The organism is Pantoea sp. y20 (assembly GCF_054903455.1).
Map to the genome: position 1 here is coordinate 568,808 of NZ_JBUBNJ010000002.1, position 24,225 is coordinate 593,032.

Here is a 24,225-nt window from a genome sequence, read left to right on the forward strand (position 1 = left end):
GAATTGGCTTTGAGGTGTCAGTGTAATAAAGCAGTAATGTCCGGAATTAATTATTTCCCATCGAAGAAATTGTCCGGAAGTTGACCTGGGGGCATATTAATAACAGCATCATTATCAGGCCCTTCATTTTTCATATACGTGACCCTGGCAAATTCGGGTATCACAACATAGGGATATGCCGGTCCTTCATCGCGAAAGCGATGCATATCCTCAATGAACTCATTTTGATAACAAATTGTTTTTTCAGGATGTTGATTTTCACCTGCAATCCACTGAGGAAAGAAGATGGTGCCATGAATGATCTTTCTTTCAATATCAAATAACAGGCTCACACAGGTTCCTGTCGGCTCGTGCCAGTCGACTTTATAAATGCCAGGTGCGAACTGCACGGCATTCATTTTTTGATTTGTCACCCAACGACCACCTACCAACCCCTGATGAATCCTGTAATCACACGTATTGTCATTACGCGCATACCATTCATATTTCCATCCATTATCATAGGTATAGACAAAATGCGTCCCTACAAAGGCGGATAAGTCTTTTGATATATCATTAACTGATTCACTTGACATAACGACCTCATATTTTCCGATATAGTGGCAAAGTGTGGAATGTTACTTGCTGCACCCGCGTAATCTAAATACTGTAGTATTACTAAGTGAGCATGTTATGAAACAATGCGCAAGCATTTGCATATCAATTATTTACATAATATTAGCATTTAGATGACAGATACAAGTCATTTGCTTAGGAATAATATAGCCACTTTGCATGAGTTTTCCATAATGATTAACCATTTTATAATGCTTAATAGTTTGACTCAGTCGAAAAATGAATAAAAAGGTTAACCGTATGTAATAAATTGCCGGTTCGCCTTCAAAATGTAACGATTAAAATCAGACTATTTATCAGTATTTTGCACTCCCTTGAACCTGTTTTTTAGGGTTTTAATTTGCGAAAGTAAATTATAAAGCTACCCTGAGATAAGCATCAAACGCTGACGTTTCTTCTAACTGAATAATCACTCTTCAGGCAGAAAAATATGCCTGAGCCCTAAGAATTTTCTCTGCGGGATATATTTCTATGGATTTGATTCATGAAGTTTTTCGATTATCACCGGAGCTGGCGCTTTTTCTTTCTCTCGCTGTAGGCACGTGGAGTGGTAAATTTAAACTGGGCGCATATTTGCGCTGGACAAGAGAATTGCGGTCGCCATCGCAAAACTGAACTTGATCCAGCACAGCTCCAGCAGATGCAGGGGAATGTCGCGGTGCGATATGCGTTGACATACATCTTCGGCTCCCTGAGTACCATCATTATCCGCGTTAACATTCTTGCCAAAATTATGGGGCGCTCTATTCGTCAAGACGCAATGAAAGCTGAACAGGGACTGATGCATGGCGCAATCATACTGGCGCCAGGACAGATGCCTGCTTTACCTGAACTGATAGGTCGGGTGTTTCTGGCAGGAGCGGCCGCGAGCAGAAGCATTGCTCAGATTAAAGCGTTAGCTAACCCACTTTCCCGGTTACCGTTGAACGCATGAAACGCGGCGATAAAGTCATCGCCGTTCCGCCTGACATGCCGCTTAATGACAACGACATTCTGTTACTTGTGGGCCGCCGCAAAGGCATCGTTGCCCTCGCCTCCACGCCGGGAAAAAAGCTGAATGCAGAGGATGGGCCGGAAATGCCCATGAAGACATCTGAAGTCTTTTAGATGGTATCAAGCGCGGAAGTCCCTGACAGGAAATTTGCCTTTGCCGGCCTCTGGCCTGCGGGCCGTAGAGACCATCAGGAACAACGGTATTTCTAAGGAGTTAATCGATAAGGCTGTGCAGAGAAACAGCTATGAGCATTATCCCGCCGACAATGTTGACGTACTTTTGCAGCATTCGCGGGTTAGTTTTTTTGGCTGAGAATATGAGCGTTTGAGTGATTGCAAAAAGCCAGATACTCATAACCACTATATGAACTGATGCCAGTATAAGGTAGTTGTAAACGCCACCCTTCGCGCCTGCGAACTGTGAAACGACCGTCAAATAAAAAAGGATGGCTTTAGGGTTCAAAACATTAGCCAGCCAAGCCTCTTTTAAAGTCACGGAATGCTTTGCACCAGTAAACCCGCCTGAATTTACCGCTATCCCTCTCCGGATAAGCATCGCGCCTAACCAAAGCAGATAGACAGTTCCGGTTACTTTAAGCACAGCAAACGCTGCTGACGACGAGATGAGCACTGCCGTGATACCAAACCCTATAAAAATTGCATGGGTATATATGCCCAGAGCGGTTCCGGCGAGGGTTCTAAATAAACCTTTGTTACCTCCTGTCAGAGCACTGTTCATAACGAGAGTGAAGCTCGCTCCGGGAGACAGGGCAACAGGGAGTAAGGCTGGCATAAAGCCCAAAATGTTCATATCCATAGATTCTGGATAGTAATTGGCACTCTCTGAAATTGCCAGTGCAAGCGTTTCGCATATAGGCAATGTTCAGCTAAGCAAAAACGGGGATCTTTTTGACTAAAAGTCCGCTCTTCGCTCATAGCGACCTCGACTCAGTTAGCTTGTCCGCTTCGTGCCAGAAGCGGACATTGAGTATCACTTTCATGTAATCGATCGGAAGTGTTGTTATTCCATAAACGAATAATTTGACGTTACACTGGTATTGGCGCTATTAGTATGGCCCTTTCTGTCTGTATGACTTCCTCAATAAGGATTAAAAGATGGTCTCGTTTCGCTCAATGACAGAAGAAGAGTACTCTGCTTATCTGGAATATTTTATTCCTGATTATGCAATTGAGATAGCGTCAAATTATAGAATGTCTAAAAGTGATTCTCTAACGATGGCCAGGCAGGAAATATCAAAGTTGCTTGCGGAAGGAGTGAATACGCACGGGCAAATTTTACTGTCCATTTTCGCGAAATTAGATGTATTTGAGAGGCACGTAGGCTATCTCTGGTACAAACCAGACGCGGCAATGCGCACAGTATTTATCTATGATTTTCATATTTTTAATTCACTTCAGGGAGGGGGATTGGGTAAACAGGCTCTTCGCGCTTTTGAAGAGGATCTTCAGGATAAGGGTTTTAAAGAGATTAGACTACGCGTAGCTGGAGATAATGCTCGTGCTTTCCATGTATACGAGAGCAGCGGTTTTGGAGTAACGGGTATCAATATGAGCAAGTCAATCGTGCGTTAGGATATTAAATAAAAGAATCAGCAATTGAAAACTACGCCTGCTTTCGTTCGCAGCGGACCTTCAGTTCAGTCCGATGGTCAGCTACGTGCTAAAAGCAGACATTGCTAACATCGGAATGTACTAATATGCGGGGTTCTGGCCAGAACTTCAGCGAATCACTTTCGCAAACTAAACCGTATAAAATCGTGAGGAAATAATGGTTGCATCATTAAATTATCATTAAATATAAAGACATTAGATGATATGGAGATAACATCGTAGATATTATCGACAATGAGTTGTAGATGCGTTTTGAACACAGGCACATTAGCATCATCCGCTATGACAAATACAGTTTCATTACCTAAGCCGCCCCCATTAAACATCTCATCAGTAATTTCATGATCGCTGAATTCCATTTCATGCCACATAATTTTACCGCTATGCCATGGATATTGATGAAAAATATCCATTACCATGCTCAAATCATCTCCTTCCACAACATCAAAATCTGCCTTGAGCAATTCCTTACATTCTTCAAACAATGTCATGTCCATTCCCTTTGTAGCTGTTTATTTCTAGCATAACCGCTTAGAAGATTGTCGAAAAAATTATGAACTTCCGCTCCTCACTCATAGCGGACCTTGCCATATGCACACATTCTTTCAATGCCAGATGCGGGAGATGTTAAAGCGCTTTACCCAGATCAACGGTGAGCAGATGAACATGGGTAATCCACCCTAAAACCATTATGGTAACGAAGTCACGACTCATATTCACTGCCCTGGCCAGACGTTGAGGCAGTGAATACATCGTTTCTGAATAATTTATTGCAAATCTACATTCAACGCCGGTGCACCAAAACTTACTAACTCTGCATTAGACGCAGTAAAATAGTCGCGCCAGAATATCTCAAGCTGCTGAATGATTTTGCCTGAGCGATAATTATTTTTCGCGTCGGTATCAATCAATCCTGCACCTGCGACAAATACCTTAGCGCCGGCAAAATCCGCTAACAAATTCTGCTGTTTAACCTGCTGCAACGCTTTCTCAGGCGAAAGCAAACGCAGCGCGTTATTGCGATAGAAGCTATCAAAAGCGCTGTTTTCCAACATATCGGAGATCAGAAACAGAGTGCGTGACGCGTTTTCATCCTGCTCAAGATCGTGACTAATGCGTTTCAGGCTATCGAGGATCTCGCTTTTAGCGATGTTATCGCCCTTCTCAGCGAAACTTTTTGCCATCAACCCACCCATTGCGCTCGCGAAATATTGCTTTTGCTCACTCAGGCATTTGTCGAGGTTCTTCAAACTCTCCATGCCTTGATTGTCGCGGATCTTCTTGTCCGTGAGTAGCGGCTCCAGACGTCCATCAAATAAGCGCTGCATGAAATTGTTCTGCAACAACGCCGAGAACTGATACAGCACCACATGATCGCCGGGCTGGCTAAAACGCATAATCTGCTGCCAACTGGCATTTTTGATCTGCAGCGGCACTTTAACCGTTTGATCAATAATCACCACCAGCTCACGACCGCTGTTGGCCGGGCGATATTGACTGAGTTTGGCATAGTCATAACAGCTCGGGATATCGTTGCGATCCGCAGCCTGCGCCAGGGCACTCACCCCGGCTAACAGCAGCAAACACCATTTGCTGATCTTCACCTGATTACCCTCTGGCCTTATTAAGCACGCGCTGCACTTTACGACGACTGAGCAGTGCTTCCATTGGCAGACCCAAATCCTCAGCCACCAAACGCAGTTCTTCATCATCTAAGGCTGTCAAATCGCCCAACTCCGCGATGCGCGCCTTTTCATCGGCGTTAGCAACAGGTGCCGTTTGCAGTGCCACCGGTGCAGGTGTTGGCGTTGTAGGTTCAAATACTAAAGCCGGTTCTGGCTGATGTACCGGTCGCTCTTGAGCAACGGTTGCGCGCGTGGCGTTAAATTGCTGATGCTGATCGTCAGCCAGTGCTTTATCGCGCTGCTTACCGCGCACGTAATCGTCGAAGGTCCGAACATCAGTTTGTGCAATGCTGGCGCTACTGGCGCGTTGCATCGCCATACGATTCTGCAAGCTTGCCAGTTTATCCTGCGCATCACGCTCTACGCGCTCACGGCGCATGGCGTACCACGCGGCAAACTCTTCAGAGCTACTGAAATTACCAATATATTTCGCCGCCAGGCGCGATTCGATGCCGACCAGAGAACGGTAATAACCAATCAAAATACCGATAATCTGCACGCCAATGAAAATCACCGACAAAATAATGAAGGTCAATTTGGAGGCGAACACGCGGTTGTCACTGACCTCTTTCGCCGCTTGTTTATCAGCCAGCTGATTATCTTCCACCGCTTGCTGTGGCAACTCAAAAGGTGAAGCGTTGCTCGCCGCGCTGGTTTGGCTGAACGGCGTGCCATTAACGGCCTGGGTTTCGGCGGCATTAATGGTTGCCGCACGAATGAAATAGGCGCCTACCGCAAAGGTGACGATCAGCAGCAGCGTCACAACCGTTTGTACATATTGCGGTTTTGCGCCAATACCGTGGTTCACACGGTTGAGCATTTGCAAATAGCTTGGTGCGTCATCGTCAATGCGGCTGTTTTCCAGCGAGACGCGGTTGTCTTTGACCAACGCCTGCGCATGGCCTTCCAGACGCGCTTCTTTATGCCAGTAGCGGATTTTGCTCAGCAGCGTATTTTTGTGTAACTGCGTGCCCATTAAATGCGTTGCGGGCACTAAAATCACACCAATCAGCACCGAAACCACAATCGCCGACAGCTCCGCCTGGTTCGCAGAGATGTTGTTGGCAATGAATGGCGAAAGTACCAGCGCAAAGATAAAGGCCTCCAGAATGACGAGGGCGATACTGCATAACCACAACACCACGCTGGTCGGTTTGCGGCCCCGCTCATCCACTTTGTTCAGATAGTTAACGCAGCGCAGATAAAAATCGGCATCGCGGTTTGAAATGCTATGAAATTGATAAAACTTGCCACACAACGCTTCTTCAGCCGGATGCCAGATGCGTCCGCCGGTGCCCGCACGGCGAGATTCATGGCTACGCGACAAACGGGTGATGTGGCCAAAGAGCGGTAGGGAACAAAACAGGTTGAGAAAGAAGTAACGAACTTGATCCCACCATTTGATCACGCCAAGTGTTAGCGCCAATAGCCCGAAAAGCGGCCAGAAGATGTAGCGATAGGTGGCGATCGCCTGCATTAAGGTATCTAAAATTTCCATAAGAGTTTTATCCGTTTATCCACGCTGAGGAGCGTAATTGGCCAGCCACGGCTGACGATGATTGCTATAAAAGAGCTGTCCTTGTTGCGCAGGCTTGCCCGATTTCGGCAGCAAGAGGTCGACGCAGGAGATCGGTTGATGCTGGGCATCGGCGATGTAGACGCGGTAAAGAATGCTGTCTTCACCTTCCCAACTGTTGGCGACACTTGCCATGCCTTGTAGCGCCTTGCGGTTGCCCTGCGCATAGTTTGGCGTGATGAGCACTTGAGGGTTTTGCGTCACCACGGCACCCTCCTTGAGAACAAACACTGGCGTCAATGTCACCAGGTTGCCATTCACCAATCCAGCCCACGCGCGCCCGTTCATATTGGGCAGATATTCCCGCGTATCATGCTGATCGATCGCCTTACCGCTGGCTAAATTCTTAGCCAGCCCACTGACGCGGGGAAGATCGGTGAGACAGCTACCGCTGACACTGCTGGCCTGCGCCTGACTAATCAGGCTGAAACCTTGCGACAGCGGCTTTAAGTTGCTGGCGAGACCCGTAACCTTTGCGCTGGTGGGCTTGCCACCAAAATCGACAAAGTTAACGGGATTGCTCTCAGCAATGGCTTGAGTGGGTTGGGTCACCACTTCCGGCGCTTTTACTTCAACGCTTTTAGTCGCAGCCTTCTTGCTCGCTATACGTGGTGCCGCCCTGGTGGTTGAAGTACGCGCCAGCGTATTTTCAGCAGCAGAGCTGTGGCGCAAATACAGTGGGTTATTGCTTTCCAGCGCCAGACGTTGGCGTAACAGTGCTTCATTCGCCAACGCCACGATTTCAACCCGGCGGTTTTGTGCCCGACCCGAAAGGGAATCGTTATCCGCCAGTGGACGTGAGGAACCCACGCCCTGGAAATAGAGTTGGCTGGCTTTAATGCCACTTTGCTCCAGTACCAGCCCAACGTTGCGGGCACGCGCTTCAGAAAGTTGCTGATTGTGTTCGGCGTTGCCCGTGGCGTCCGTATGTCCCACCACCAGCAAAACATCGTTGGAGGATTGCTGGCCGCCTTTCATCGCTGTGGCAATTTTTTGCACCTGACGCATGCCGCTGCTGGTCAGTTCTGCACTGTCGATGGCGAACATGGTACCGTCCTCAACTTGTGCAACAATCCCAACCGGCTCCTGCTTGCTGTTCTCCTGCGCCTTAAGCGCCTGAGTGCTGATGCGAATTTTTTCTTCCTCGGCGACTTTAGCCAGAGCCTGTTCACGATTCTGCCAAACGTTTCCGACCACGCATCCCGCTACGCCGCCTGCCAGTCCACCCACCAGGGCTTTCCTGGCGTCGTGAGTCACCAGATAAGTGATGCCGCCACCCAGTGCGGCACCGCCGATACAACCGGCAGCGGTACCGTAATCACGAGCAAAGTCATTCATTGAGGCACAACTGGAAGTCAGAGAAGCGGCGATCAGCACGAATGCAGCTTTTTTAGAAAAGGGTAAATTCACATCAAATCCTTGATTGAAAAATCCTCTGTCGTGCGGAGGAAACAATGATTAATGGTTGAGGCTAATTGATAAAAAAAATTCACAGGTTTGTATCGGCAGCAATGCCGATGACTTTAGACCTCAGTGGAGAATTTCTTCTATTCAAGGAGATAGAGGATTAAAACGGATTGACGCAGGAGGAAGTGATGAAATTACGTTAGTAATATTATCTAATCACCGCGCGATTTATCGCGCAATAGGTGTTTGATGAATATGGGCACGCGTGGCAAGTTTGACCAAACGCCAATCCTGATGGCCGTTAATCATCGGGTTCGCCTGCGCTTTTGCCGGCTCAACCGCCGGTTTGCCGTTTTGAGTTTCCTGCGTCAGGAGGCGCACGCGATTATCGGAAAGATCTTCGATCAACCATGCATGCAGCACGTCCAGACGATCGTCGCTGCCCCACCCTGGAAATCTCACGTTAACCACTTCTGCGCACAGAATCACGCGCTGGTGTCTTATCTCGGCGGGAATTTTCACGGCGTCACCGATGCGGCTTTGAATGCGATGGGACGCGCGCGCCGCCGCTGGAGATTCAGGCTTCACCAAAACCGTGGCGTAGCATGAAAGAACGCACCGCGATGCCGGGCATCGCTGGTTGCGCGAATTATTGTTCACCACGGTCAGCCGCAATGATGCTGTCTAAAGATAAATCTGCCTCAAAGGATTCAGCCTAAGGTTGACTTAACCTTCTTTTCTTAATCTGGCGCCATCTTCACTGTTACGGATGGACCAATGACGTTTTCGCTGCGCAAAAGACCGACGCTAAGTCGGCTGACGTTTATTTCGCTATTTTCAATTTATATTGCGGTGTTCCTGAATATTGCCTTTTATCGTCAGGTGATTGCAGCAATGCCGCTTGATACGCTGCGCACGATATTCGTCTTCGTCTCAATGCCGCTGGTGGCATTTAGCGTGATCAATATTATCGCCACCCTCGCCTCTTTTGTTTGGCTTGACCGGCTTATTCTTGCGCTGTTCGTATTAGTGGCGGCGGCTGCGCAATATTTCATCTGGACCTTCGGCATTGTTATTGATCGCTCGATGATCGTGAATATTCTGGATACCACACCGTCCGAGTCCTTTGCTCTATTGTCGCCTAAGTTAATTATCACGCTGGGTGGCAGCGGCCTGCTCGCTGCCCTTTTGGTATTCTGGATTCGGATTAAACATAACGAACCTCTGTGGAAAAACATCGCCAAACGCGCCGCGTCAATTGTGGTGTCGGTCATCTGCATCGCCCTGGTGGCGACATTTTTCTATAAGGATTACGCCTCGCTGTTTCGTAACCAAAAAGAGCTGATCAAATCGCTCAGCCCGTCGAACTCCATTGTGGCGACACTTTCCTGGTATCGCCACAGCCGCACCGCCAATTTGCCGCTGGTGAAAATTGGCTTAGATGCCAAACAAAAGCCGCAGATGCTGGCGGGTGCAAAGCGCAATCTAACGATTTTGGTGGTGGGTGAAACCACGCGCGCGGTGAATTTCCAGCTTAATGGTTATGGCCGCGAAACCACGCCGTTGCTGGCGAAAGATGACGTCTCTTATTTCCCCAATACGCAATCCTGCGGTACCGCTACTGCGGTCTCTTTGCCATGCATGTTCTCGAATATGCCGCGCGCGCATTATGACGATCAGCTCGCTGAACATCAGGAAGGCATGCTCGATATTATCCAGCGCGCCGGCGTGCAGGTTTTATGGAATGACAATGACGGCGGCTGTAAAGGTGCCTGCGATCGCGTCCCGCATCAGGATATGACCAGTCTGAATCTGCCGAATATGTGTCACGATGGGGAGTGTTATGACGAGGTATTATTTCACGGTATCGAGGACTATATTAAAAACCTCAAAGGCAACGGCGTGATCGTACTGCATACCATTGGCAGTCACGGCCCAACCTATTACAACCGTTATCCGCCGCAGTTTAAAAAATTCACGCCGACCTGCGATACCAATCAAATTCAGGATTGTTCGCAACAGCAGCTGGTGAATACCTACGACAACACCATTCTGTATATCGATTACATTGTCGATAAGGCGATCAATGTATTGAAGGCGCATCAGGATCAATACACCACCAGCCTGGTGTATTTATCGGATCACGGTGAGTCGTTGGGGGAAAATGGCGCTTATTTGCACGGTATGCCGTATGCGATTGCACCGGATGTGCAGAAACATGTGCCGATGCTGATTTGGCTGTCACCAGATTACCAGCAGCGTTATGGCGTGAGTAAACGCTGTGTCGATAAACAAGCGGCGCATCAGGGTTATTCGCAGGATAATCTGTTCTCCACCGTGCTGGGATTGACGGGGATTCAAACCAGCGAGTATCAACCTGCGGATGATATTTTGGCCGGTTGCCGGATCGTGCAGGGGTAAATGCCAGAAGGTCGCCATGAATGGCGACCCACATCACGCAGCTACCCGATCCGCCCCCAACAAATCCAATATCCTGCTGCGCAGCGCCACCAGCTGCGGATCATCGCGACGGCGCGGCCACGGCAGATCCACCTCGATCACATCCACCACTTTCGCCGGTCTTGGGCTGAATACCACCACGCGATTCGCCATCACCAACGCTTCTTCAACATCGTGCGTCACCATCAGCGTGGTGAACTGCTGCTCCTGCCACAGGTCGACAATCTCCTGCTGCATCCGCAACCGCGTCAGGGAATCGAGCTTGCCGAGCGGTTCATCGAGGATCAGCAAACGCGGCACGTTAACCAGCGCGCGAGCCAGCGCTGCACGCTGCGCCATACCGCCCGAAAGCTGATGTGGCCAGGCACGGGCAAACTGCCTGAGGCCGACGCGATCCAGCATCGCGTTGATACGCTGTTCGCGCACTGGCCGGCTCTCCCCACGAATCTGCAAACCGAGACCGACGTTGTCATAGACGGTGCGCCACGGATAGAGCGTGGGATCCTGAAACACCACCACGCGCGACGGATCGGGCGCGGTGATCGCTTTGCCCTCCTCCGCCAGTAACCCGCTGGCGGGCGGTTCGAGGCCTGCCAGCAAACGCAGCAGCGTCGATTTGCCACAGCCGGACGGCCCCAGCAGCGCGACAAATTCACCGGCCTCTACCTGCAAATTAATATTCTCCAGCACCGGTAAATCTTCGCCTTCTAAGGTGAAGTGATGATTCACCTTCTCAATCGCAATATTAACGCCCGCCGAAGTGGTAGCCATATTTTCGCTCCTGCTTGATTTGCTAAGAAATAAAGCATAAGCCTCGCCTTTCCCACACTGAAATAGCCATTTCGGCAAACCTATCCGCAAATATTCATAATGAAAAACTGCATGATGTCATGCGGGATTGTTATTTGGTCGCGCTAATTGCCTTTGCCATAGTGCCTGTGAACTTTATCTACAAGGAAGACAGGATGGCATTGCAACAATTCTCTCTGAGCCGCCGCGCGTTATTACGCGGGCTGGGTCTCTTTAGTGCCGGCGTGGCGGTGAATCCGTTGCTGAGCAGCAACGTGTTTGCCGACGAAATATCCCTCAAAACCATCAAGCTGGCCTGGGGGCAAACCGCAGTGTGTCAGTCACCGATTTCGGTGGCGCTGAAGCAAGGCTTCTTTAAAAAGTACGGCTTGAATGTTGAGCCGGTGAACTTCAGCGGCCCCACCGATGCGCTGTTACAGGCGATTGCCACCGGCCAGGCCGATGGCGGCATCGGCATGGCGCTGCGCTGGCTGAAACCGCTGGAGCAGGGTTTTGATGTGGATCTCACCGTCGGCACGCACGGCGGCTGCATGCGTTTACTCGCGGCGCAAAATAGCGGCATCCGCGATGTGAAAGATTTGGTGGGCAAATCGGTGGCGGTCAGCGATCAGGCCAGCCCGATTCGCAACTTCTTCGCCATTCAGCTGGCGAAACAGGGCATCGATCCCGATAAGCAGGTCAACTGGCTGCAATATCCGCCCGACCTGTTTGGCGAAGCGCTGCGCAAAGGCGAAGTGCAGGCGCTGGCTACCGACGATCCACAGGGCTGGCTGCTGAAGAAGCAGCACAACCTGGTGGAAGTCGATAACAACCTGAAAGGCGAATACGCCAACCTCACCTGCTGCGTGCTGGGCCTGCGCGGCTCGCTGGTACGTGACGATCCCGCCACCGCGCGTGCTATCACTCAGGCGATTGTCGATGCGCAGCAGTGGACCGCCGAACATCCGGACGAGACGGCGAAAATCTTCCAGCCGTTTGTGCCCGGCTCCGTTGCGGTGGAGGATATCGCCGCGATGCTGAAAGAGCACACTCATAGTCATCACTCCACCGGCGTGCAGCTGCGCAAAGAGGTGGCGGTTTATATCGATGAGCTGAAAAAAATCAACGTGATCCGCCCGGATACCGATGCGCAGCGCTTCGCCGAACACTATGTGCCGGAGCTGTTGCCGGCGGAATCCGCCCATCAGCACGCCAGCAACATGGCGCACATGAGCAACATGTCGAGTTAAGGAGACGAGAATGGCCAGTGAAACCCTGACGATTGCCCGCAACCGTGATGTGCCGCGCCGCCTTCAACCGGCGGTTTGGGGTGCACTCCTGCTGTGGTGGGCGCTGGTCGCGCTGATGGTGGCGGTGCCGGATAAGCCGCAGGGTTTTGCCGCCCCGCGCTTTGTCAATGAAACGCACGAGCTGTTTGCCGCCATCGCGCTGCTTCTCACCGGGCTGGCGATTGCCTCGGGTCTGTTCCCGCGACTGACCTTACTCGCGCCGCTCAAACGCAGCGGTCCGTGGCTGATTGTGCTGGCGCTGCTGATCGGCCTGTGGGAAACCGTCACCGGCAAACTGGCGCTGCTGCCGGCGCCGTTTTTCGCCCCGCCGCGTGCGCTGGTCGAAGCCTATGCCACCGATTGGCCGCGCCTGCTGGATAGCGTGCTCAATTCGCTGCGTCTGCTGGCCTTCGGCTTTATCTACGGCAGCGTGGTCGGCTTTATTACCGGCGTAGCGATTGGCTGGTCGCGCGGCTTGGGTTATTGGGTGCATCCGATTCTGCGCTTCCTTGGCCCGGTGCCTTCTACCGCGCTGCTGCCGCTGTCGCTCTACTTCTTCCCGTCAAGCTTCTCGGCGGCGGTATTTCTGATTGCGCTGGCGACCTGGTTCCCGGTGACGGTGCTAACCTGGTCGGGCGTTTCCAGCGTTGATACGCGTTATTACGATGTGGCGCGCACGCTCGGTGCCAATTCGCTGTTCCTCGTGTTGCGCGTGGCGGTGCCGGCAGCGCTGCCGCACTTGTTTGTTGGCCTGTTTATGGGTTTGGGCGCGTCGTTCTCGGTGCTGGTAGCGGCGGAGATGATGGGCGTGAAATCCGGGCTCGGCTGGTATCTGCAGTGGGCGCAAGGCTGGGCGGCTTACGCCAATATGTACGCCGCGCTGATTGTGATGGCGCTGCTGTTCTCTTCGCTGATCTCCCTGCTGTTCCTGGTGCGCGATCGCCTGTTGTCATGGCAGCGCAGCGCGGTGAAATGGTAACGACATACATTGCGTAATAAATTGCGCCGCCACGGTATGTGCACCCATCCGTAGCGGCGCGATTTATCGTGCAATCATTCAGGCTCATCTCATCTATTTATGAGGTCGATTATGGCTGCAAAAATTTCTGCTTCTATCACTGAACTGATTGGTAACACGCCGCTGCTGCGCCTGTCTCGCTTCGCACAGCAACACGATATTCAGGCCGATTTGGTCGCCAAACTCGAACTGTTTAATCCCAATCACAGCGTGAAAGATCGCATCGCCCTCAGCATGATTGAAGCCGCCGAACGCAACGGCATTATTCAGCCCGGCGATACGCTGGTTGAAACCACCAGCGGCAACACCGGCATTGGGTTAGCGGCGATTGCGGCGGCGAAAGGCTACAAGTTCCGCGTCTATATCAATGATTTTGTTAGCATCGAACGCAGCCAGATTATTCAGGCGTACGGTGCCGAAGTGGTGCCGTTCAGCACCATTGAAGGGTTCAAAGCGTTTTACGATGCCAGCAACGGCGATTTCGTCGCCGCCACCAAATGGCTGGCCGAGCAGGTCACCGCAGCGGAACCGGAAGTGCACTTCCTGCTGCAGCTGGATAATCCGGCCAATCCGGCGGTGCATGAACGCACCACCGGGCCGGAGATCTGGCGCGACAGCGGCGGCGAGCTGGATATCTTTATCGCCGCCGTCGGCACCGGCGGCACGCTCTCCGGCACCGGACGCTATCTCAAACAGCAGCATCCGGGATTACAGGTTATCGCCGTGGAGCCGGGCGTGGGTTCACAGCCGAGCGAACTGCGTCCGGATCCACTGGAGATCACCGGCGTGCATGCGTTTAGCAACCAGACGCCTGAGCGTATTCCTGCCAATCTCGATCACCGCGTTTACGATGAAGTGATCGCGGTGGAAACCTGGCAGGCGTATACAGCGGCGCGGCAGCTGGCGTTGAGCGAAGGTGTGCTGGTAGGGGATTCGTCCGGGGCAGTGTTGTGGGCGGCCCAACAGGTTGCAGCGCGACCGGAGAACCGTGGCAAGCGCATTGTGGTGTTGCTGGCTGATGGCGGCAGCAGTTATTTAACCACCCAGCTGTTCGCGCATCAGGTACCAGCCGAATCGCTGAAGCTGGCGAGCGCCGTGCAAACCTCCAGGAAAATCGCCTGAAAATAATGCGCGATAAATCGCACCGCTACAGAATCCTGCATGTATTCTTAGCGGCGCGATTTCAATTTAAACCAGCACGTTGCTGGTAATCCCCTTAGCAAACAGCAGCGGATCGGTTTCCGGTCGTAACACGTTGATCGCCTTTAAATCGCGCGCATACACGTCGATCTCATTCACAAACGCGTTCCCCACCGAATAGTGTCCGTGCGTATGGGTTTTCAGCACGCTGGCGATCTCCTGCGGCGTGGTGTTGAGTGCCTGGCCGTTAAACTCGCTGCCAATTGCTTCCGGGTGTTTGGCCGCATAAGCATGCGCCTGCAAAATCGCGTGGGTGATCGCCGCCGCCACTTCCGGCTGCTCGCGAATCAAACTGCCGCGCGTGCCCACCACACAGCAACTCAGTCTGGCGTACTCGTCCATTAAGTTGGTGCCAATCTCACGGTAGCCCGGCTTCTGGGTTAAGCGCCACATCACCGGATCGGAACCGCTGGCGGCCTGAATCTCGCCCTTCTCCAGCACCATCGGCAGCAAATCCTGCGGGAACACGCGCCAGTCGACATCGGTATTGGGATCGACGCCGTGCTTTTTCAGCATCAGCGAGAAGAAGTTTTTATCCGCGCCCGCCATGTCGGTGACACCGATGGTTTTGCCTTTCAGCTGCTCCAGCGTGGTCGGCCCGCCATCGCGCGCCAGCAGGCGCATACAGCCGCCATGCGTGCCGGCGGTGAGTTTGACGTCAAAGCCCTGCTCCAGCGCTTTCAGCCAGCGCAGCGCCATGCCAATAGCGGCTTCGGCTTTGCCGGTGGCGATGGATTCCAGCAGCAGTTCGGTGGAGTTGCCGAAGTTAACGAACTCCACTTCCAGGTTGTGCGCTTTAAAGAAGTTATGCTGATCGGCCACCACTACCGGCGCAAGGCAGATGGCGTTGAGATTGACCGCCAGACGCACATGCGTTGGCTTCGCCAGCGCCCATTTTCCGGGGCCATCTTGCAGTAAATCGCCGGGCATCTGCATGCCCGCCATATGATCATCGGCAAACACGCGGCCCGGTAACGTTGCCGCCATCGCCGCAGCGGCGGAATATCCCAGAAAATGCCGACGGGAAACTAAATAATTATTTGGCATTAAATGACTCCCAAAAATAAATGCAGGTGAAGGTGTTGACCCTAATTAATGGCTCGCGCAGAAACAGCCATTGCAAATTAACACTTCCACCGGCGGCATAATTATGCCGATTCCGCATGTATATAGCCGGTTTATTGCTTTTACAGCGGTGGCAGAACAGGAAACAATTAAGCCTGATTTAATAAGGGGATTAATAACGCATGGCAAATAACCCGCCCTTTCTGGCTGAAATATTGCCGGTGATTATTCAGGCCTTAGAAAAAGACGCTGAAGAGGTTGATCGCAGCGGCGAATTTCCTAAAACCGCTTTTAGCGTGTTGCAGCAGCATGGCTTGCTGCATTTTGTATTGCCGACGGCGTCGGGCGGCAGCGGCGGCGATCTGCTGGCAAGCCAGGCGATTATCCAGGCCGTGGCGCGCGGCGAACCTTCTGCAGCGCTGATCCTCATCATGCAGTATCTCAACACGCGTCGCCTCGACGACAGCTCAAACTGGCCAGACGCGGTGCGCCGCAGGGTGGCGGAGAGCGTGATTCGCGACGGTGCGCTGATCAATGCGCTGCGCGTCGAACCCGAATTAGGCACGCCCGCGCGCGGCGGATTGCCCGCCACCCGCGCACGCCGCACCGCTGAAGGCTGGCGCATCAGCGGCGAGAAGATTTACTCCACCGGCAGCTATGGACTGAGTTGGTTTCTGGTGTGGGCCAGCAGCGACGATGCCGATCCGCTGGTCGGCGGCTATCTGGTGCCGGCCAACGCGCCCGGCATCCACATTATTGATGAGTGGGATCACCTCGGCATGCGCGGCACCTGTAGCCATCGAGTGGTGCTGGACGAGGTGCTGATCCCGCTCGATCACGCGGTCAACGTCGCGCCGTGGAGCACGCCGCGAGCGGGCCTCAACGAAGAAGAATCAGTTTGGATGGCGGTGCTGCTCGGTTCGCTGTACGACGCCATTGCGCACAGCGCGCGCGACTGGTTTATCGGCTTTTTGCAGCAGCGCGTGCCGGCCAATCTTGGCGCACCGCTGGCATCATTGCCGCGCTTCCAGGAGCTGGTTGGCCGCATCGATACGCTGCTGTTTACCAGTCAAACTATGCTAAGCAGCGCCGCCCACGGCCACATCGCCAGCGGACATGCCGCACAAATCAAACAGGTGGTAACCGAAAACGCCATTCGCAGTGTGCAGCTGATGGTCGAAAGCATTGGCAACCACGCGCTGACGCGCCACCATCCGTTACAACGTCACCTACGTAACGTGTTGTGCGGCCGCATTCATACGCCGCAGGACGACGCTATTTTCACTTCCGTGGGCAAATCCGCCCTTTCTGCTGAGAGGAGTACATCATGACGCTGGAATTTATTGGTCTGGAGGGTAATCAGAAGAAATGCGGGCTGCCATAAAAGGCCAGCTTAAGGTGATTTGACGGGGTTATTATTGGGTGCGCATGACACGCACCCTTAATTTTGATTAAAAACGATACGTCGCCGAGACAGAGAAATTACGTGGATCGCCGTACACGATACCGCCGTTGCTGACATTGGTGTCGTACTCTTTGTCGAACAGGTTGTTAATGTTCGCCTGCAGTGAGACGTTTTTGGTGACGTCGTAGCGTGCGAACAGATCCACCACCGAGTAGCTGCCCTGACGTGCGCGCCAGGTGCCTTCGCCATCTGGACCGCCAATGTCGCCGTAGGTTTTCGACTGCCAGGTCACGCCACCACCCAGGGTCAACTGATCCAGCATAGGCAAGCGATAGCTGGTGAAGAGGTTGAATGAGGTGCGTGGCAGCTTAGAATTGTAATTCTCGCCTTCGCGATCTTGCGCCACATAACTGGTACCGCCGAAGGTCATCTGCCAGTTATCGGTTACCGCGCCGTTGACTTCAAACTCTACGCCACGGCTCACTACGCCACTTTTACCCACATAGATGGCATTGCCCGTTTCCGGGTTAGTTTCGCCGGTCGCTTCGCCAACATTATCCAGCTCGGTGCGGAATACGGAGATCGAGGTAGTCAGGCGGCTGTTAAACCAGTCCGATTTCACGCCCGCTTCGTAGTTTTTGCCAATCACCGGCGCCAGGAATCCGCCCGAGGCATCCTGATAATCCTGCGGCTGGAATACCGAGGTGTAGCTGGCATACGCCGACCAGTTGTCGTAGAAGTCCCAAATCACACCACCGTACGGCGTGATGTTGTTCTTCTCCATCTCTTCGCTCAGCGTCTGACGATTCCAGTTGGTATAACGCGCGCCGAGAATCACATGCAGCGGATCGGCCAGCGAGATGCGGGTTGCCAGATAAGCAGATTTCTGACGCACCAGCTGTGTATCTGAAGCCGGTTCGCGCGGATCCCAGTTAGATTCCGGGAAATCGCCGTTGTAGTTATTGAAGTTACCCAGCTCTGCTGATGAGATGTTCTCCCACGAGCTGTAGTACTTATTGTCCTGACGACTGTAGTTAACGCCGATCATCAGCTCATGCTGACGTCCCAACAATTCGTATGGGCCGCTGGCGAAGGCATCCACCGCATCCACTTTACGTTTGCCGGTGTTATAGCCGGTGCCGCCGATAACCGGATAGCCGGCGTAAGAGGAAGAGCCCGCGCCGGTGGTTTTATCAAAGAAGCCATCGATATACAGCTGTTTGCTGTCGAGGAACATTTCGTTATGCGTGCCGTTAAGCGTGATGTTCCAGCCGTTATCGAAGTTTTGCTGCAGGTTAACAAAGACCTTTTTGTTTTCTTTGTTGTTGTAAGCCCAGTCTGGCGCGGTGTTGTAACCACGACGCGCTTTGATCTGAGAACCGTCGGTATACCAGCGCGGGGAACCGCTCCACATTGGCGAATCGGTGTTTACCTGGGTAAATTCGTAACCAACCGACAATTTGGTGGAGTCGGTCAGATCAGCGTCAACCACGCCATAAACGAACTTTTTGTCTGCGCCGTAGCGTTCGATAAAGCTGTTTTTGTCTTCATAGCCCGCAACTAGCCGACCACGCACGTTCCCTTCAGGCGACAGCGGTGCAGAGAGATCGGCTACGTAACGCTGCTTGTTCCAGCTGCCGTAGCTGGCGGAAACATCACCGGTGAACTCTTTGCTATCGGCGTGCTTACGCACCATGTTGATGGAGGCGGAAGGATTACCTGGGCCAGTCAGCAAGCCGGTGGCACCGCGCACCACTTCGACGCGCTCATACAGCGCCATGTCGCTCTGCGCGTCGCCAAGGTTCCAGCGTGAGGCGAAGGCAGTTGGAATACCGTCGACCATATAGTTGTCGATCAGGAAACCGCGCGAATAGTAGTTGGTGCGGTCCATATCGGAAGAGACGCCGTGGATACCGGTGGTGTTCTTCAGCACATCGTTCAGCGATTGCAGCTGTTGGTCTTGCATACGCTGCTTGCTGACGATTGAAACCGATTGCGGAATATCGCGCGCGGTGAGCGCCATTTTGGTACCGGCACGCGTCACCGGTACGCTGTAATCCTGTGCCGCCTGCTGTTGCTGATCGGCGTTGGCGCTGGCATCCACGTTCAGCGTCTGTTCGATGGTGGTGGTCTCTGCTGCCTGCGCGATACCTGACGCAACCATCACAGCCAGTAAAGAGAGACGTAACGCACGCTGAGGCGCACTGCCGGGCTTCCTGACGCGCAAATCACTGAAAGACATACGATTCCTCAATCAACTTATCGTTATTTTTTTGCGGCACCGCTGCTGACGTCGGAAAGAGGAACGACAGTAAGGAAGCCGTTAAGAAAGCAAATGAGAAATATACGCATTAAGATTTCCAATGCAAGAAAATGTTACCAGTTTACTGACACTTTTACACTTGGTGAAAAGCCTTATTCTTCAACGAGTAATAGTTGACTTACGTTATTTTCAGGAAGGTTCATGGCGGGGCTTTCGGCAACTATGTGAAATTGAACAGATTCTTATGTGTACGGTAACCATTTATGGCGACCTTCACACGCACCGCATACACACGCATATTAAATCACCCACTATTATTCTCCTTACTCTCCCGCTTCACGTGAATAAGCCAAATAGCTCGATAAAGCGTCACGGAATATAAAGGAATCTCTGATCACCCGGATATTTTACAGACAATTCTGCCCACGTTTGATTATTTTAATTTGGCAAAAAATCTCGTAGAATGCTTCCCTTTACACCAGTCAAATAAGTAATAAGGATTAATACATGAGCGATGCACTTAAAGCATTGAACAATCTTCGTACGCTGCGTGCCGAGGCGCGTAATATTGACGTCGCAGCATTAGAAGAGATGCTGGAAAAATTCGCCGTGGTCGTCGCAGAGCGCCGTGAAGAAGCGGAAGCAGAAACTGCAGCTCAGCGCGAAAAAGAAGAAAAGCTGGCGCTGTATAAAGAAATGTTGTTGAAAGACGGCATTGATATTAGTGACCTGGCGCAATTAACTACCCAGGAAAGCAAACCCAAGTCGAAACGTGCTCCGCGCCCCGCGAAGTATAAATTCATCGACGAACAGGGGAACGAGAAATTGTGGACCGGCCAGGGCCGTACGCCATCACCGATTAAAGCCGCACTGGAAGCGGGCGGTTCAATGGATGATTTCCTGATTTAATCGGTGACTTGCTGTACAGCGCATGAACAGTAAAAACGCAGCGTAAGTGCTGCGTTTTTTCGTTATTACTTCTGCGCGTTAATCTGTTTGATATACGCTTTTAAAACGTCGTAAACATAATCCTGGCAAGCGATACCGGATTGCGCATCATACTTGTCGTTAAGTCAGATAATCCCCCGGAAATATCTGACGTCTTTTACTAATAAGCTTATTTCAGAACCGCACAGGCCTGCGCAATTCTGCGGCCCGCTTCACGCACCGTTTCAATGTCGGTGGCAATCGACAAACGGAAATAAGGTGATAATCCGTACGCGCTGCCCGCCACGCCAGAGACACCGCTTTCCAGCAGATAATTCATCACATCCTGCTCGCTTTCGATCTTCTGACCATCGGGACGCGTTTTGCCTAATAAACCGGCGCAGCGACAGAAAATAAAGAACGCGCCATCAGGATTAAGCACGTCAATTTCCTGCACCGGCTTTAACAGCGCCATAATCGCATCGCGGCGATCCTGATAAGCCGTGCGTTGCGGCGGCAGGAAGTCGAGTCCACCGTTATACGCCGCCACCGCTGCAGCCTGACTGATCGCGCTGGCACCGGAGCTGTTTTGCGACTGCACCACCACCATCGCGTCGATCAACGCTTTAGGCCCGGCACCGAAACCGATGCGCCAGCCGGTCATGGCGTAGGTTTTCGACACGCCGCCCACCAGCAGAATACGGTCGGCTAAATCCGGCGCAACGTGCAGCAGGCTAATATGTTCACGACCATCAAACAGAATATGCTCGTAGAGTTCATCCAGCATGATCAGCACATCAGGATGATCGCGCAGCACCGTCGCCAGCGCGGTCAGCTCATCTGCGCTGTACACCATGCCAGAAGGATTGCCGGGATTGTTCAGCACCAGCCAGCGGGTTTTAGCAGTGATCGCCTGCGCCAGCTGCTGCGGCTGCAACTTGTATTCCTGCTCCAGCGGACACGCCAGCAGCACCGCTTCGCCGCCGTTGAAACGCACGCTATCCGGAAACGTCGGCCAATACGGCACCGGCACAATCACCTCATCGCCTTCATTCAGCGTGGCGGCAAAGGCGTTGAAAATAATCTGCTTGGCGCCGTTGGCGATGCATATTTGCGACAGCTCATAATCAAGCTGATTTTCATTTTTCAGCTTAGCCAGCACCGCTTTGCGCAGCGGCGTGGTGCCGTTGGTCGGCGTGTAGCGCGTTTCACCGGCTTCCATTGCCGCCACCGCCGCCTGGCGAATATGCGCGGGCGTATCAAAATCTGGCTCACCAGTGGTGAGATCGAGAATATCCACGCCCTGCTCTTTCAGCTGGCGCGTCAGTTGACGCGCCGCCGCATTGGCAGAGAGCGACACGGACTGCACACGCTTTGATAAGGTGACCATGTTGAGCTCCTTAATGGGTTAGACCACCGGCAAGCCGAGGTTTTCACGCAGCGTGGCGAACTCGTAATCGTCACGGAACAGGCCGCGACGGCGCAGTTCAGGGATCACTAGCTCAACAAACAGATCCAGCTGCTCGGACATGATCGCCGGCATGATATTGAAACCATCCGCGCCGCCCTCGTTCATCCACAGCTCGAAATCGTCAGCGATATCTTCGGCGGTACCGACAATCACGCGATGTCCGCGTGAACCAGCAGCCACCGCCGCCAGCTCGCGCAGCGTCAGATTTTCGCGTTTCGCCATATCGGTCATCAGTTTAACGCGGCTCTGGTTGCCCTCGCCCAGCGGCACTTCTGGCACCGGACCATCCAGCGGGAACTGGCTGAGATCCATGCTGAAACGCAGCGACAGCTGACGCAGACCGTTTTCGATGTCCACCAGCGTGTTGAGCTCTTTCCACAGTGCTTTGGCCTCTTCACGCGTGCGGCCCACAATCGGCATCACGCCCGGCATAATCACCACATGATCCGGATTACGACCAGCGGCAATGACCTGATCTTTCTGCGAACGGTAGAAAGTTTGTGCTTCTTCGAGGCTGGCAGCCGCGGTGAAGATCACTTCCGCGGTTTCCGCCGCCAGTTTCTGACCATCGGCGGAGGAACCGGCTTCGATGATCACTGGACGACCCTGCGGCGAACGGGTGATATTCAGCGGACCCTGCACCTGGAAGTGCTCGCCTTCATGGTTAATCGGCTGGATTTTTTCATCAACAAAGTACGCACCGGTCTCTTTGTTCGGCTGCACCGCGCCCTCTTCCCAACCGGCCCACAGCTTGTCAGCCACTTCGAGGAATTCGCGCGCACGCGCATAACGCTCGGCATGGTTTGGCATATCGTTGCGGCTAAAGTTACGCGCTACATCGGTAGAGAACGAGGTCACCACGTTCCATGCCGCGCGACCACGGCTGATGTGATCCAGCGAAGAGAAGCTGCGCGCCATGGTGAACGGATCGCTAAAGGTGGTAGACGCCGTTGCCGCCAGACCGATGCGTTTGGTATTCACCGCCAGCGCCGACAGCATGGTCAGCGGCTCAAGGCGCGCCATGGTCGAGGGCAGACGATACATGCTGGTGGCCAGCGCATCGCCTACGAAGAACAGATCGAATTTACCGGCTTCGGCTTTTTTGGCGATGGTGATCAGCCAGTCGATGTCAGTTGGATCGCCGAGCTTTTCCGTCAGACGCCAGCCGCTGACGTGTTGTCCTACCGGCTGCACGAAAAGGCCTAAACGGATGCGGCGTTGTTGTTTTGAGTTAGCCATTAATTTGTCCTGGTCAATAAAAAGTGGTGCGATTTAAAACGTGTTCTCGGTCGCCAGCAGCGCCTGTTCCAGCGCATCGGCAGAGATGCGGAATGGCAGACGTTCGGCGCTGGCCGCCGGGAATTTAATCTGTTCTGCGATGGTGCGAATCGTCGCCGCGCGGTCACCGGTTAACGGCGCTAAGGTCAGCGGCATGTCGTACGCACGCAGCAGCGTCAGCAGATCGGCATCCGGCACGCCGTCATGCTCAATCAGCGATTGCACCAGCAGGCTGTAACCCACTTTTTCACCGTGCAGCCATTGATGCAGTTCCGGCTGATGCGTCAGACGATTGTGAATGGCGTGAGCAAAACCTGGCGTCGGCAGCACATCGCGCACGCTGTTGGCTAATCCGGCCAACACGATATTGGCATCGATGATTTTCACCAGCTCCGGCGTGACCTGCTGTTGCTGGTTAGCGGCTACCGCCGCCGGGCCCAGCTCGCGATAGAGATCCAGCGCGCGTTTGGCGGTCATCACTTTGAGATCCAGCGCCAGATCGTTAGGATTGTTACGCTGATACGGATAGAACTCGTAATATTTTGCCAGCGCATCAACGATGCCGGCCTTCAGGTAACGCACGTCGCTGCGCGCGATAATCTCGCTATCGACCAGTACCAAATCCGGCATTTTGCCCAGCGGCTGGCTGCGCACATGGCCGCCCTGCTCGTTGTAAACAATCGCCACCGGCGACCAGGCAGCGCAAGTCGCGGCAACCGTCGCGAAGTTGATCACCTTGAGATTGGGCAGCTGGCTACCCACCGCTTTTGCCGCATCCAGCACGCGCCCGCCGCCAATCGCAAACAGCAGTTCAGCGCCCTGCTGCTCGACATTGTGCTTCAGGGTTTCAATCGCGGCATCGGTGCATTCACCGGTCAGATACTCTATTTTCCAGCGAATATTATTGGCTTCAAGGCTCTGGGTTAATTCCGGATTAACGGCCTGCCAGGCGCGGGGGGAAGTAAAGACGCGAATATGGGAAGCGTAAGGTTTGATAAATTCACCGGCGCGCGCACGCAAACCGGATTCATGTGCATATGCACGCGGAGATTTGATCGCTAACACGGCGTCACCCTGATTAAGAATAAGGCTATAACGGATTAAATTAAGATAATTCAGAGGGTTAATACAGAATAGTTATAGCGCTATGTA

21 protein-coding genes and 1 pseudogene are annotated in these 24,225 nt (G+C 52.9%); 9 read left to right on the forward strand and 13 right to left on the reverse strand.

The features are described from left to right. Positions 1-50 precede the first annotated feature (50 nt). Positions 51-575, reverse strand: a complete 525-nt coding sequence (locus tag ACYAC5_RS22470) for a phenolic acid decarboxylase (protein WP_110868449.1) — start codon at positions 573-575, stop codon at positions 51-53. 587 nt (positions 576-1,162) lie between these two features. Between ACYAC5_RS22470 and ACYAC5_RS22475 the strand changes: the two genes are divergently transcribed. Continuing rightward, positions 1,163-1,549, forward strand: coding sequence for a hypothetical protein (locus ACYAC5_RS22475; protein ID WP_462063112.1), 387 nt, complete (start codon positions 1,163-1,165; stop codon positions 1,547-1,549). After that, positions 1,546-1,722: a hypothetical protein gene (locus ACYAC5_RS22480; protein ID WP_462063114.1), complete on the forward strand. Its 177-nt coding sequence runs from the start codon at positions 1,546-1,548 to the stop codon at positions 1,720-1,722. The genes ACYAC5_RS22475 and ACYAC5_RS22480 overlap by 4 nt, the downstream gene beginning before the upstream one ends. Before the next feature lie 100 nt (positions 1,723-1,822). Here the strand turns inward: ACYAC5_RS22480 and ACYAC5_RS22485 are convergent, their stop codons facing one another. Further along, positions 1,823-2,425, reverse strand: coding sequence for a LysE family translocator (locus ACYAC5_RS22485; RefSeq protein WP_462063115.1), 603 nt, complete (start codon positions 2,423-2,425; stop codon positions 1,823-1,825). Between the two features lie 299 nt (positions 2,426-2,724). Between ACYAC5_RS22485 and ACYAC5_RS22490 the strand changes: the two genes are divergently transcribed. Further along, positions 2,725-3,201 (forward strand): GNAT family N-acetyltransferase, encoded by a 477-nt coding sequence (locus ACYAC5_RS22490; protein WP_271460330.1) that lies wholly within the window; start codon positions 2,725-2,727, stop codon positions 3,199-3,201. Positions 3,202-3,356: 155 nt separating this feature from the next. Here ACYAC5_RS22490 and ACYAC5_RS22495 read toward each other — a convergent pair whose 3' ends face one another. From ACYAC5_RS22495 to ACYAC5_RS22515, 5 genes and pseudogenes are all read right to left on the reverse strand, one after another. Then, the gene (locus ACYAC5_RS22495) at positions 3,357-3,731 is read right to left on the reverse strand and encodes a CDI toxin immunity protein (RefSeq protein WP_110867228.1); all 375 of its coding nucleotides are present in this window, start codon (positions 3,729-3,731) and stop codon (positions 3,357-3,359) included. A gap of 276 nt (positions 3,732-4,007) precedes the next feature. Beyond that, complete coding sequence (locus ACYAC5_RS22500) at positions 4,008-4,844, reverse strand: hypothetical protein (RefSeq protein ID WP_277975296.1); 837 nt, start codon at positions 4,842-4,844, stop codon at positions 4,008-4,010. Positions 4,845-4,848: 4 nt separating this feature from the next. Next, positions 4,849-6,423: a hypothetical protein gene (locus ACYAC5_RS22505; RefSeq protein WP_271460327.1), complete on the reverse strand. Its 1,575-nt coding sequence runs from the start codon at positions 6,421-6,423 to the stop codon at positions 4,849-4,851. A gap of 15 nt (positions 6,424-6,438) precedes the next feature. After that, positions 6,439-7,911, reverse strand: coding sequence for an OmpA family protein (locus tag ACYAC5_RS22510; RefSeq protein ID WP_462063117.1), 1,473 nt, complete (start codon positions 7,909-7,911; stop codon positions 6,439-6,441). A 225-nt stretch (positions 7,912-8,136) separates the two neighbouring features. Beyond that, a pseudogene (locus ACYAC5_RS22515) lies at positions 8,137-8,358 on the reverse strand (SRPBCC family protein); the annotation flags it as partial. Between the two features lie 327 nt (positions 8,359-8,685). Here ACYAC5_RS22515 and eptA point away from each other — a divergent pair. After that, positions 8,686-10,329 carry a phosphoethanolamine transferase EptA gene (gene eptA / locus ACYAC5_RS22520; RefSeq protein ID WP_277975294.1) on the forward strand — a complete coding sequence of 548 codons (1,644 nt, stop codon included), beginning with the start codon at positions 8,686-8,688 and terminating at the stop codon, positions 10,327-10,329. Between the two features lie 33 nt (positions 10,330-10,362). On the opposite strand, the gene ACYAC5_RS22525 is transcribed toward eptA, so the two are convergent. Next, positions 10,363-11,139: an ABC transporter ATP-binding protein gene (locus ACYAC5_RS22525; protein WP_137386993.1), complete on the reverse strand. Its 777-nt coding sequence runs from the start codon at positions 11,137-11,139 to the stop codon at positions 10,363-10,365. A gap of 194 nt (positions 11,140-11,333) precedes the next feature. On the opposite strand from ACYAC5_RS22525, the gene ACYAC5_RS22530 reads away from it, so the two are divergent. The 3 genes from ACYAC5_RS22530 to ACYAC5_RS22540 all read left to right on the forward strand — a co-directional run bounded on the left by ACYAC5_RS22530 (position 11,334) and on the right by ACYAC5_RS22540 (position 14,586). Further along, complete coding sequence (locus ACYAC5_RS22530; RefSeq protein ID WP_462063119.1) at positions 11,334-12,407, forward strand: ABC transporter substrate-binding protein; 1,074 nt, start codon at positions 11,334-11,336, stop codon at positions 12,405-12,407. 10 nt (positions 12,408-12,417) lie between these two features. Beyond that, on the forward strand, positions 12,418-13,425 hold the full coding sequence (locus ACYAC5_RS22535; RefSeq protein ID WP_137386995.1) for an ABC transporter permease: 1,008 nt from the start codon (positions 12,418-12,420) through the stop codon (positions 13,423-13,425). A 111-nt stretch (positions 13,426-13,536) separates the two neighbouring features. Then, on the forward strand, positions 13,537-14,586 hold the full coding sequence (locus ACYAC5_RS22540; RefSeq protein ID WP_192412839.1) for a PLP-dependent cysteine synthase family protein: 1,050 nt from the start codon (positions 13,537-13,539) through the stop codon (positions 14,584-14,586). A 66-nt stretch (positions 14,587-14,652) separates the two neighbouring features. Here ACYAC5_RS22540 and ACYAC5_RS22545 read toward each other — a convergent pair whose 3' ends face one another. Next, a complete protein-coding gene (locus tag ACYAC5_RS22545) occupies positions 14,653-15,711 on the reverse strand; it encodes an ABC transporter substrate-binding protein (protein WP_210080245.1) in 1,059 nt (352 codons plus the stop codon). Positions 15,712-15,911: 200 nt separating this feature from the next. Here ACYAC5_RS22545 and ACYAC5_RS22550 point away from each other — a divergent pair, with 200 nt between their 5' ends. After that, positions 15,912-17,060 carry an acyl-CoA dehydrogenase family protein gene (locus tag ACYAC5_RS22550; RefSeq protein ID WP_462063122.1) on the forward strand — a complete coding sequence of 383 codons (1,149 nt, stop codon included), beginning with the start codon at positions 15,912-15,914 and terminating at the stop codon, positions 17,058-17,060. 120 nt (positions 17,061-17,180) lie between these two features. On the opposite strand, the gene fhuE is transcribed toward ACYAC5_RS22550, so the two are convergent. Further along, positions 17,181-19,376, reverse strand: a complete 2,196-nt coding sequence (gene fhuE / locus ACYAC5_RS22555) for a ferric-rhodotorulic acid/ferric-coprogen receptor FhuE (protein ID WP_462063123.1) — start codon at positions 19,374-19,376, stop codon at positions 17,181-17,183. 528 nt (positions 19,377-19,904) lie between these two features. Between fhuE and ACYAC5_RS22560 the strand changes: the two genes are divergently transcribed. Next, complete coding sequence (locus ACYAC5_RS22560) at positions 19,905-20,306, forward strand: H-NS family histone-like protein (protein WP_101761355.1); 402 nt, start codon at positions 19,905-19,907, stop codon at positions 20,304-20,306. A 208-nt stretch (positions 20,307-20,514) separates the two neighbouring features. Here the strand turns inward: ACYAC5_RS22560 and ACYAC5_RS22565 are convergent, their stop codons facing one another. The 3 genes from ACYAC5_RS22565 to ACYAC5_RS22575 are packed head-to-tail and all read right to left on the reverse strand — an operon-like array spanning position 20,515 to position 24,138. Next, positions 20,515-21,714, reverse strand: a complete 1,200-nt coding sequence (locus ACYAC5_RS22565) for an aminotransferase class I/II-fold pyridoxal phosphate-dependent enzyme (RefSeq protein ID WP_280173055.1) — start codon at positions 21,712-21,714, stop codon at positions 20,515-20,517. Positions 21,715-21,732: 18 nt separating this feature from the next. Beyond that, a complete protein-coding gene (locus ACYAC5_RS22570) occupies positions 21,733-23,034 on the reverse strand; it encodes an LLM class flavin-dependent oxidoreductase (RefSeq protein ID WP_101761353.1) in 1,302 nt (433 codons plus the stop codon). Between the two features lie 33 nt (positions 23,035-23,067). Next, the gene (locus ACYAC5_RS22575; RefSeq protein ID WP_312463860.1) at positions 23,068-24,138 is read right to left on the reverse strand and encodes an iron-containing alcohol dehydrogenase family protein; all 1,071 of its coding nucleotides are present in this window, start codon (positions 24,136-24,138) and stop codon (positions 23,068-23,070) included. Positions 24,139-24,225 lie beyond the last annotated feature (87 nt).

Coding starts and splice junctions, on each gene's coding strand:
- ACYAC5_RS22470 (WP_110868449.1), bottom strand. CDS start 575: ATGTCAAGTGAATCAGTTAATGATATATCAAAAGACTTATCCGCCTTT.
- ACYAC5_RS22480 (WP_462063114.1), top strand. CDS start 1,546: ATGAAACGCGGCGATAAAGTCATCGCCGTTCCGCCTGACATGCCGCTT.
- ACYAC5_RS22485 (WP_462063115.1), bottom strand. CDS start 2,425: ATGGATATGAACATTTTGGGCTTTATGCCAGCCTTACTCCCTGTTGCC.
- ACYAC5_RS22490 (WP_271460330.1), top strand. CDS start 2,725: ATGGTCTCGTTTCGCTCAATGACAGAAGAAGAGTACTCTGCTTATCTG.
- ACYAC5_RS22495 (WP_110867228.1), bottom strand. CDS start 3,731: ATGACATTGTTTGAAGAATGTAAGGAATTGCTCAAGGCAGATTTTGAT.
- ACYAC5_RS22505 (WP_271460327.1), bottom strand. CDS start 6,423: ATGGAAATTTTAGATACCTTAATGCAGGCGATCGCCACCTATCGCTAC.
- eptA (WP_277975294.1), top strand. CDS start 8,686: ATGACGTTTTCGCTGCGCAAAAGACCGACGCTAAGTCGGCTGACGTTT.
- ACYAC5_RS22525 (WP_137386993.1), bottom strand. CDS start 11,139: ATGGCTACCACTTCGGCGGGCGTTAATATTGCGATTGAGAAGGTGAAT.
- ACYAC5_RS22530 (WP_462063119.1), top strand. CDS start 11,334: ATGGCATTGCAACAATTCTCTCTGAGCCGCCGCGCGTTATTACGCGGG.
- ACYAC5_RS22535 (WP_137386995.1), top strand. CDS start 12,418: ATGGCCAGTGAAACCCTGACGATTGCCCGCAACCGTGATGTGCCGCGC.
- ACYAC5_RS22540 (WP_192412839.1), top strand. CDS start 13,537: ATGGCTGCAAAAATTTCTGCTTCTATCACTGAACTGATTGGTAACACG.
- ACYAC5_RS22545 (WP_210080245.1), bottom strand. CDS start 15,711: ATGCCAAATAATTATTTAGTTTCCCGTCGGCATTTTCTGGGATATTCC.
- ACYAC5_RS22550 (WP_462063122.1), top strand. CDS start 15,912: ATGGCAAATAACCCGCCCTTTCTGGCTGAAATATTGCCGGTGATTATT.
- fhuE (WP_462063123.1), bottom strand. CDS start 19,376: ATGTCTTTCAGTGATTTGCGCGTCAGGAAGCCCGGCAGTGCGCCTCAG.
- ACYAC5_RS22560 (WP_101761355.1), top strand. CDS start 19,905: ATGAGCGATGCACTTAAAGCATTGAACAATCTTCGTACGCTGCGTGCC.
- ACYAC5_RS22565 (WP_280173055.1), bottom strand. CDS start 21,714: ATGGTCACCTTATCAAAGCGTGTGCAGTCCGTGTCGCTCTCTGCCAAT.
- ACYAC5_RS22570 (WP_101761353.1), bottom strand. CDS start 23,034: ATGGCTAACTCAAAACAACAACGCCGCATCCGTTTAGGCCTTTTCGTG.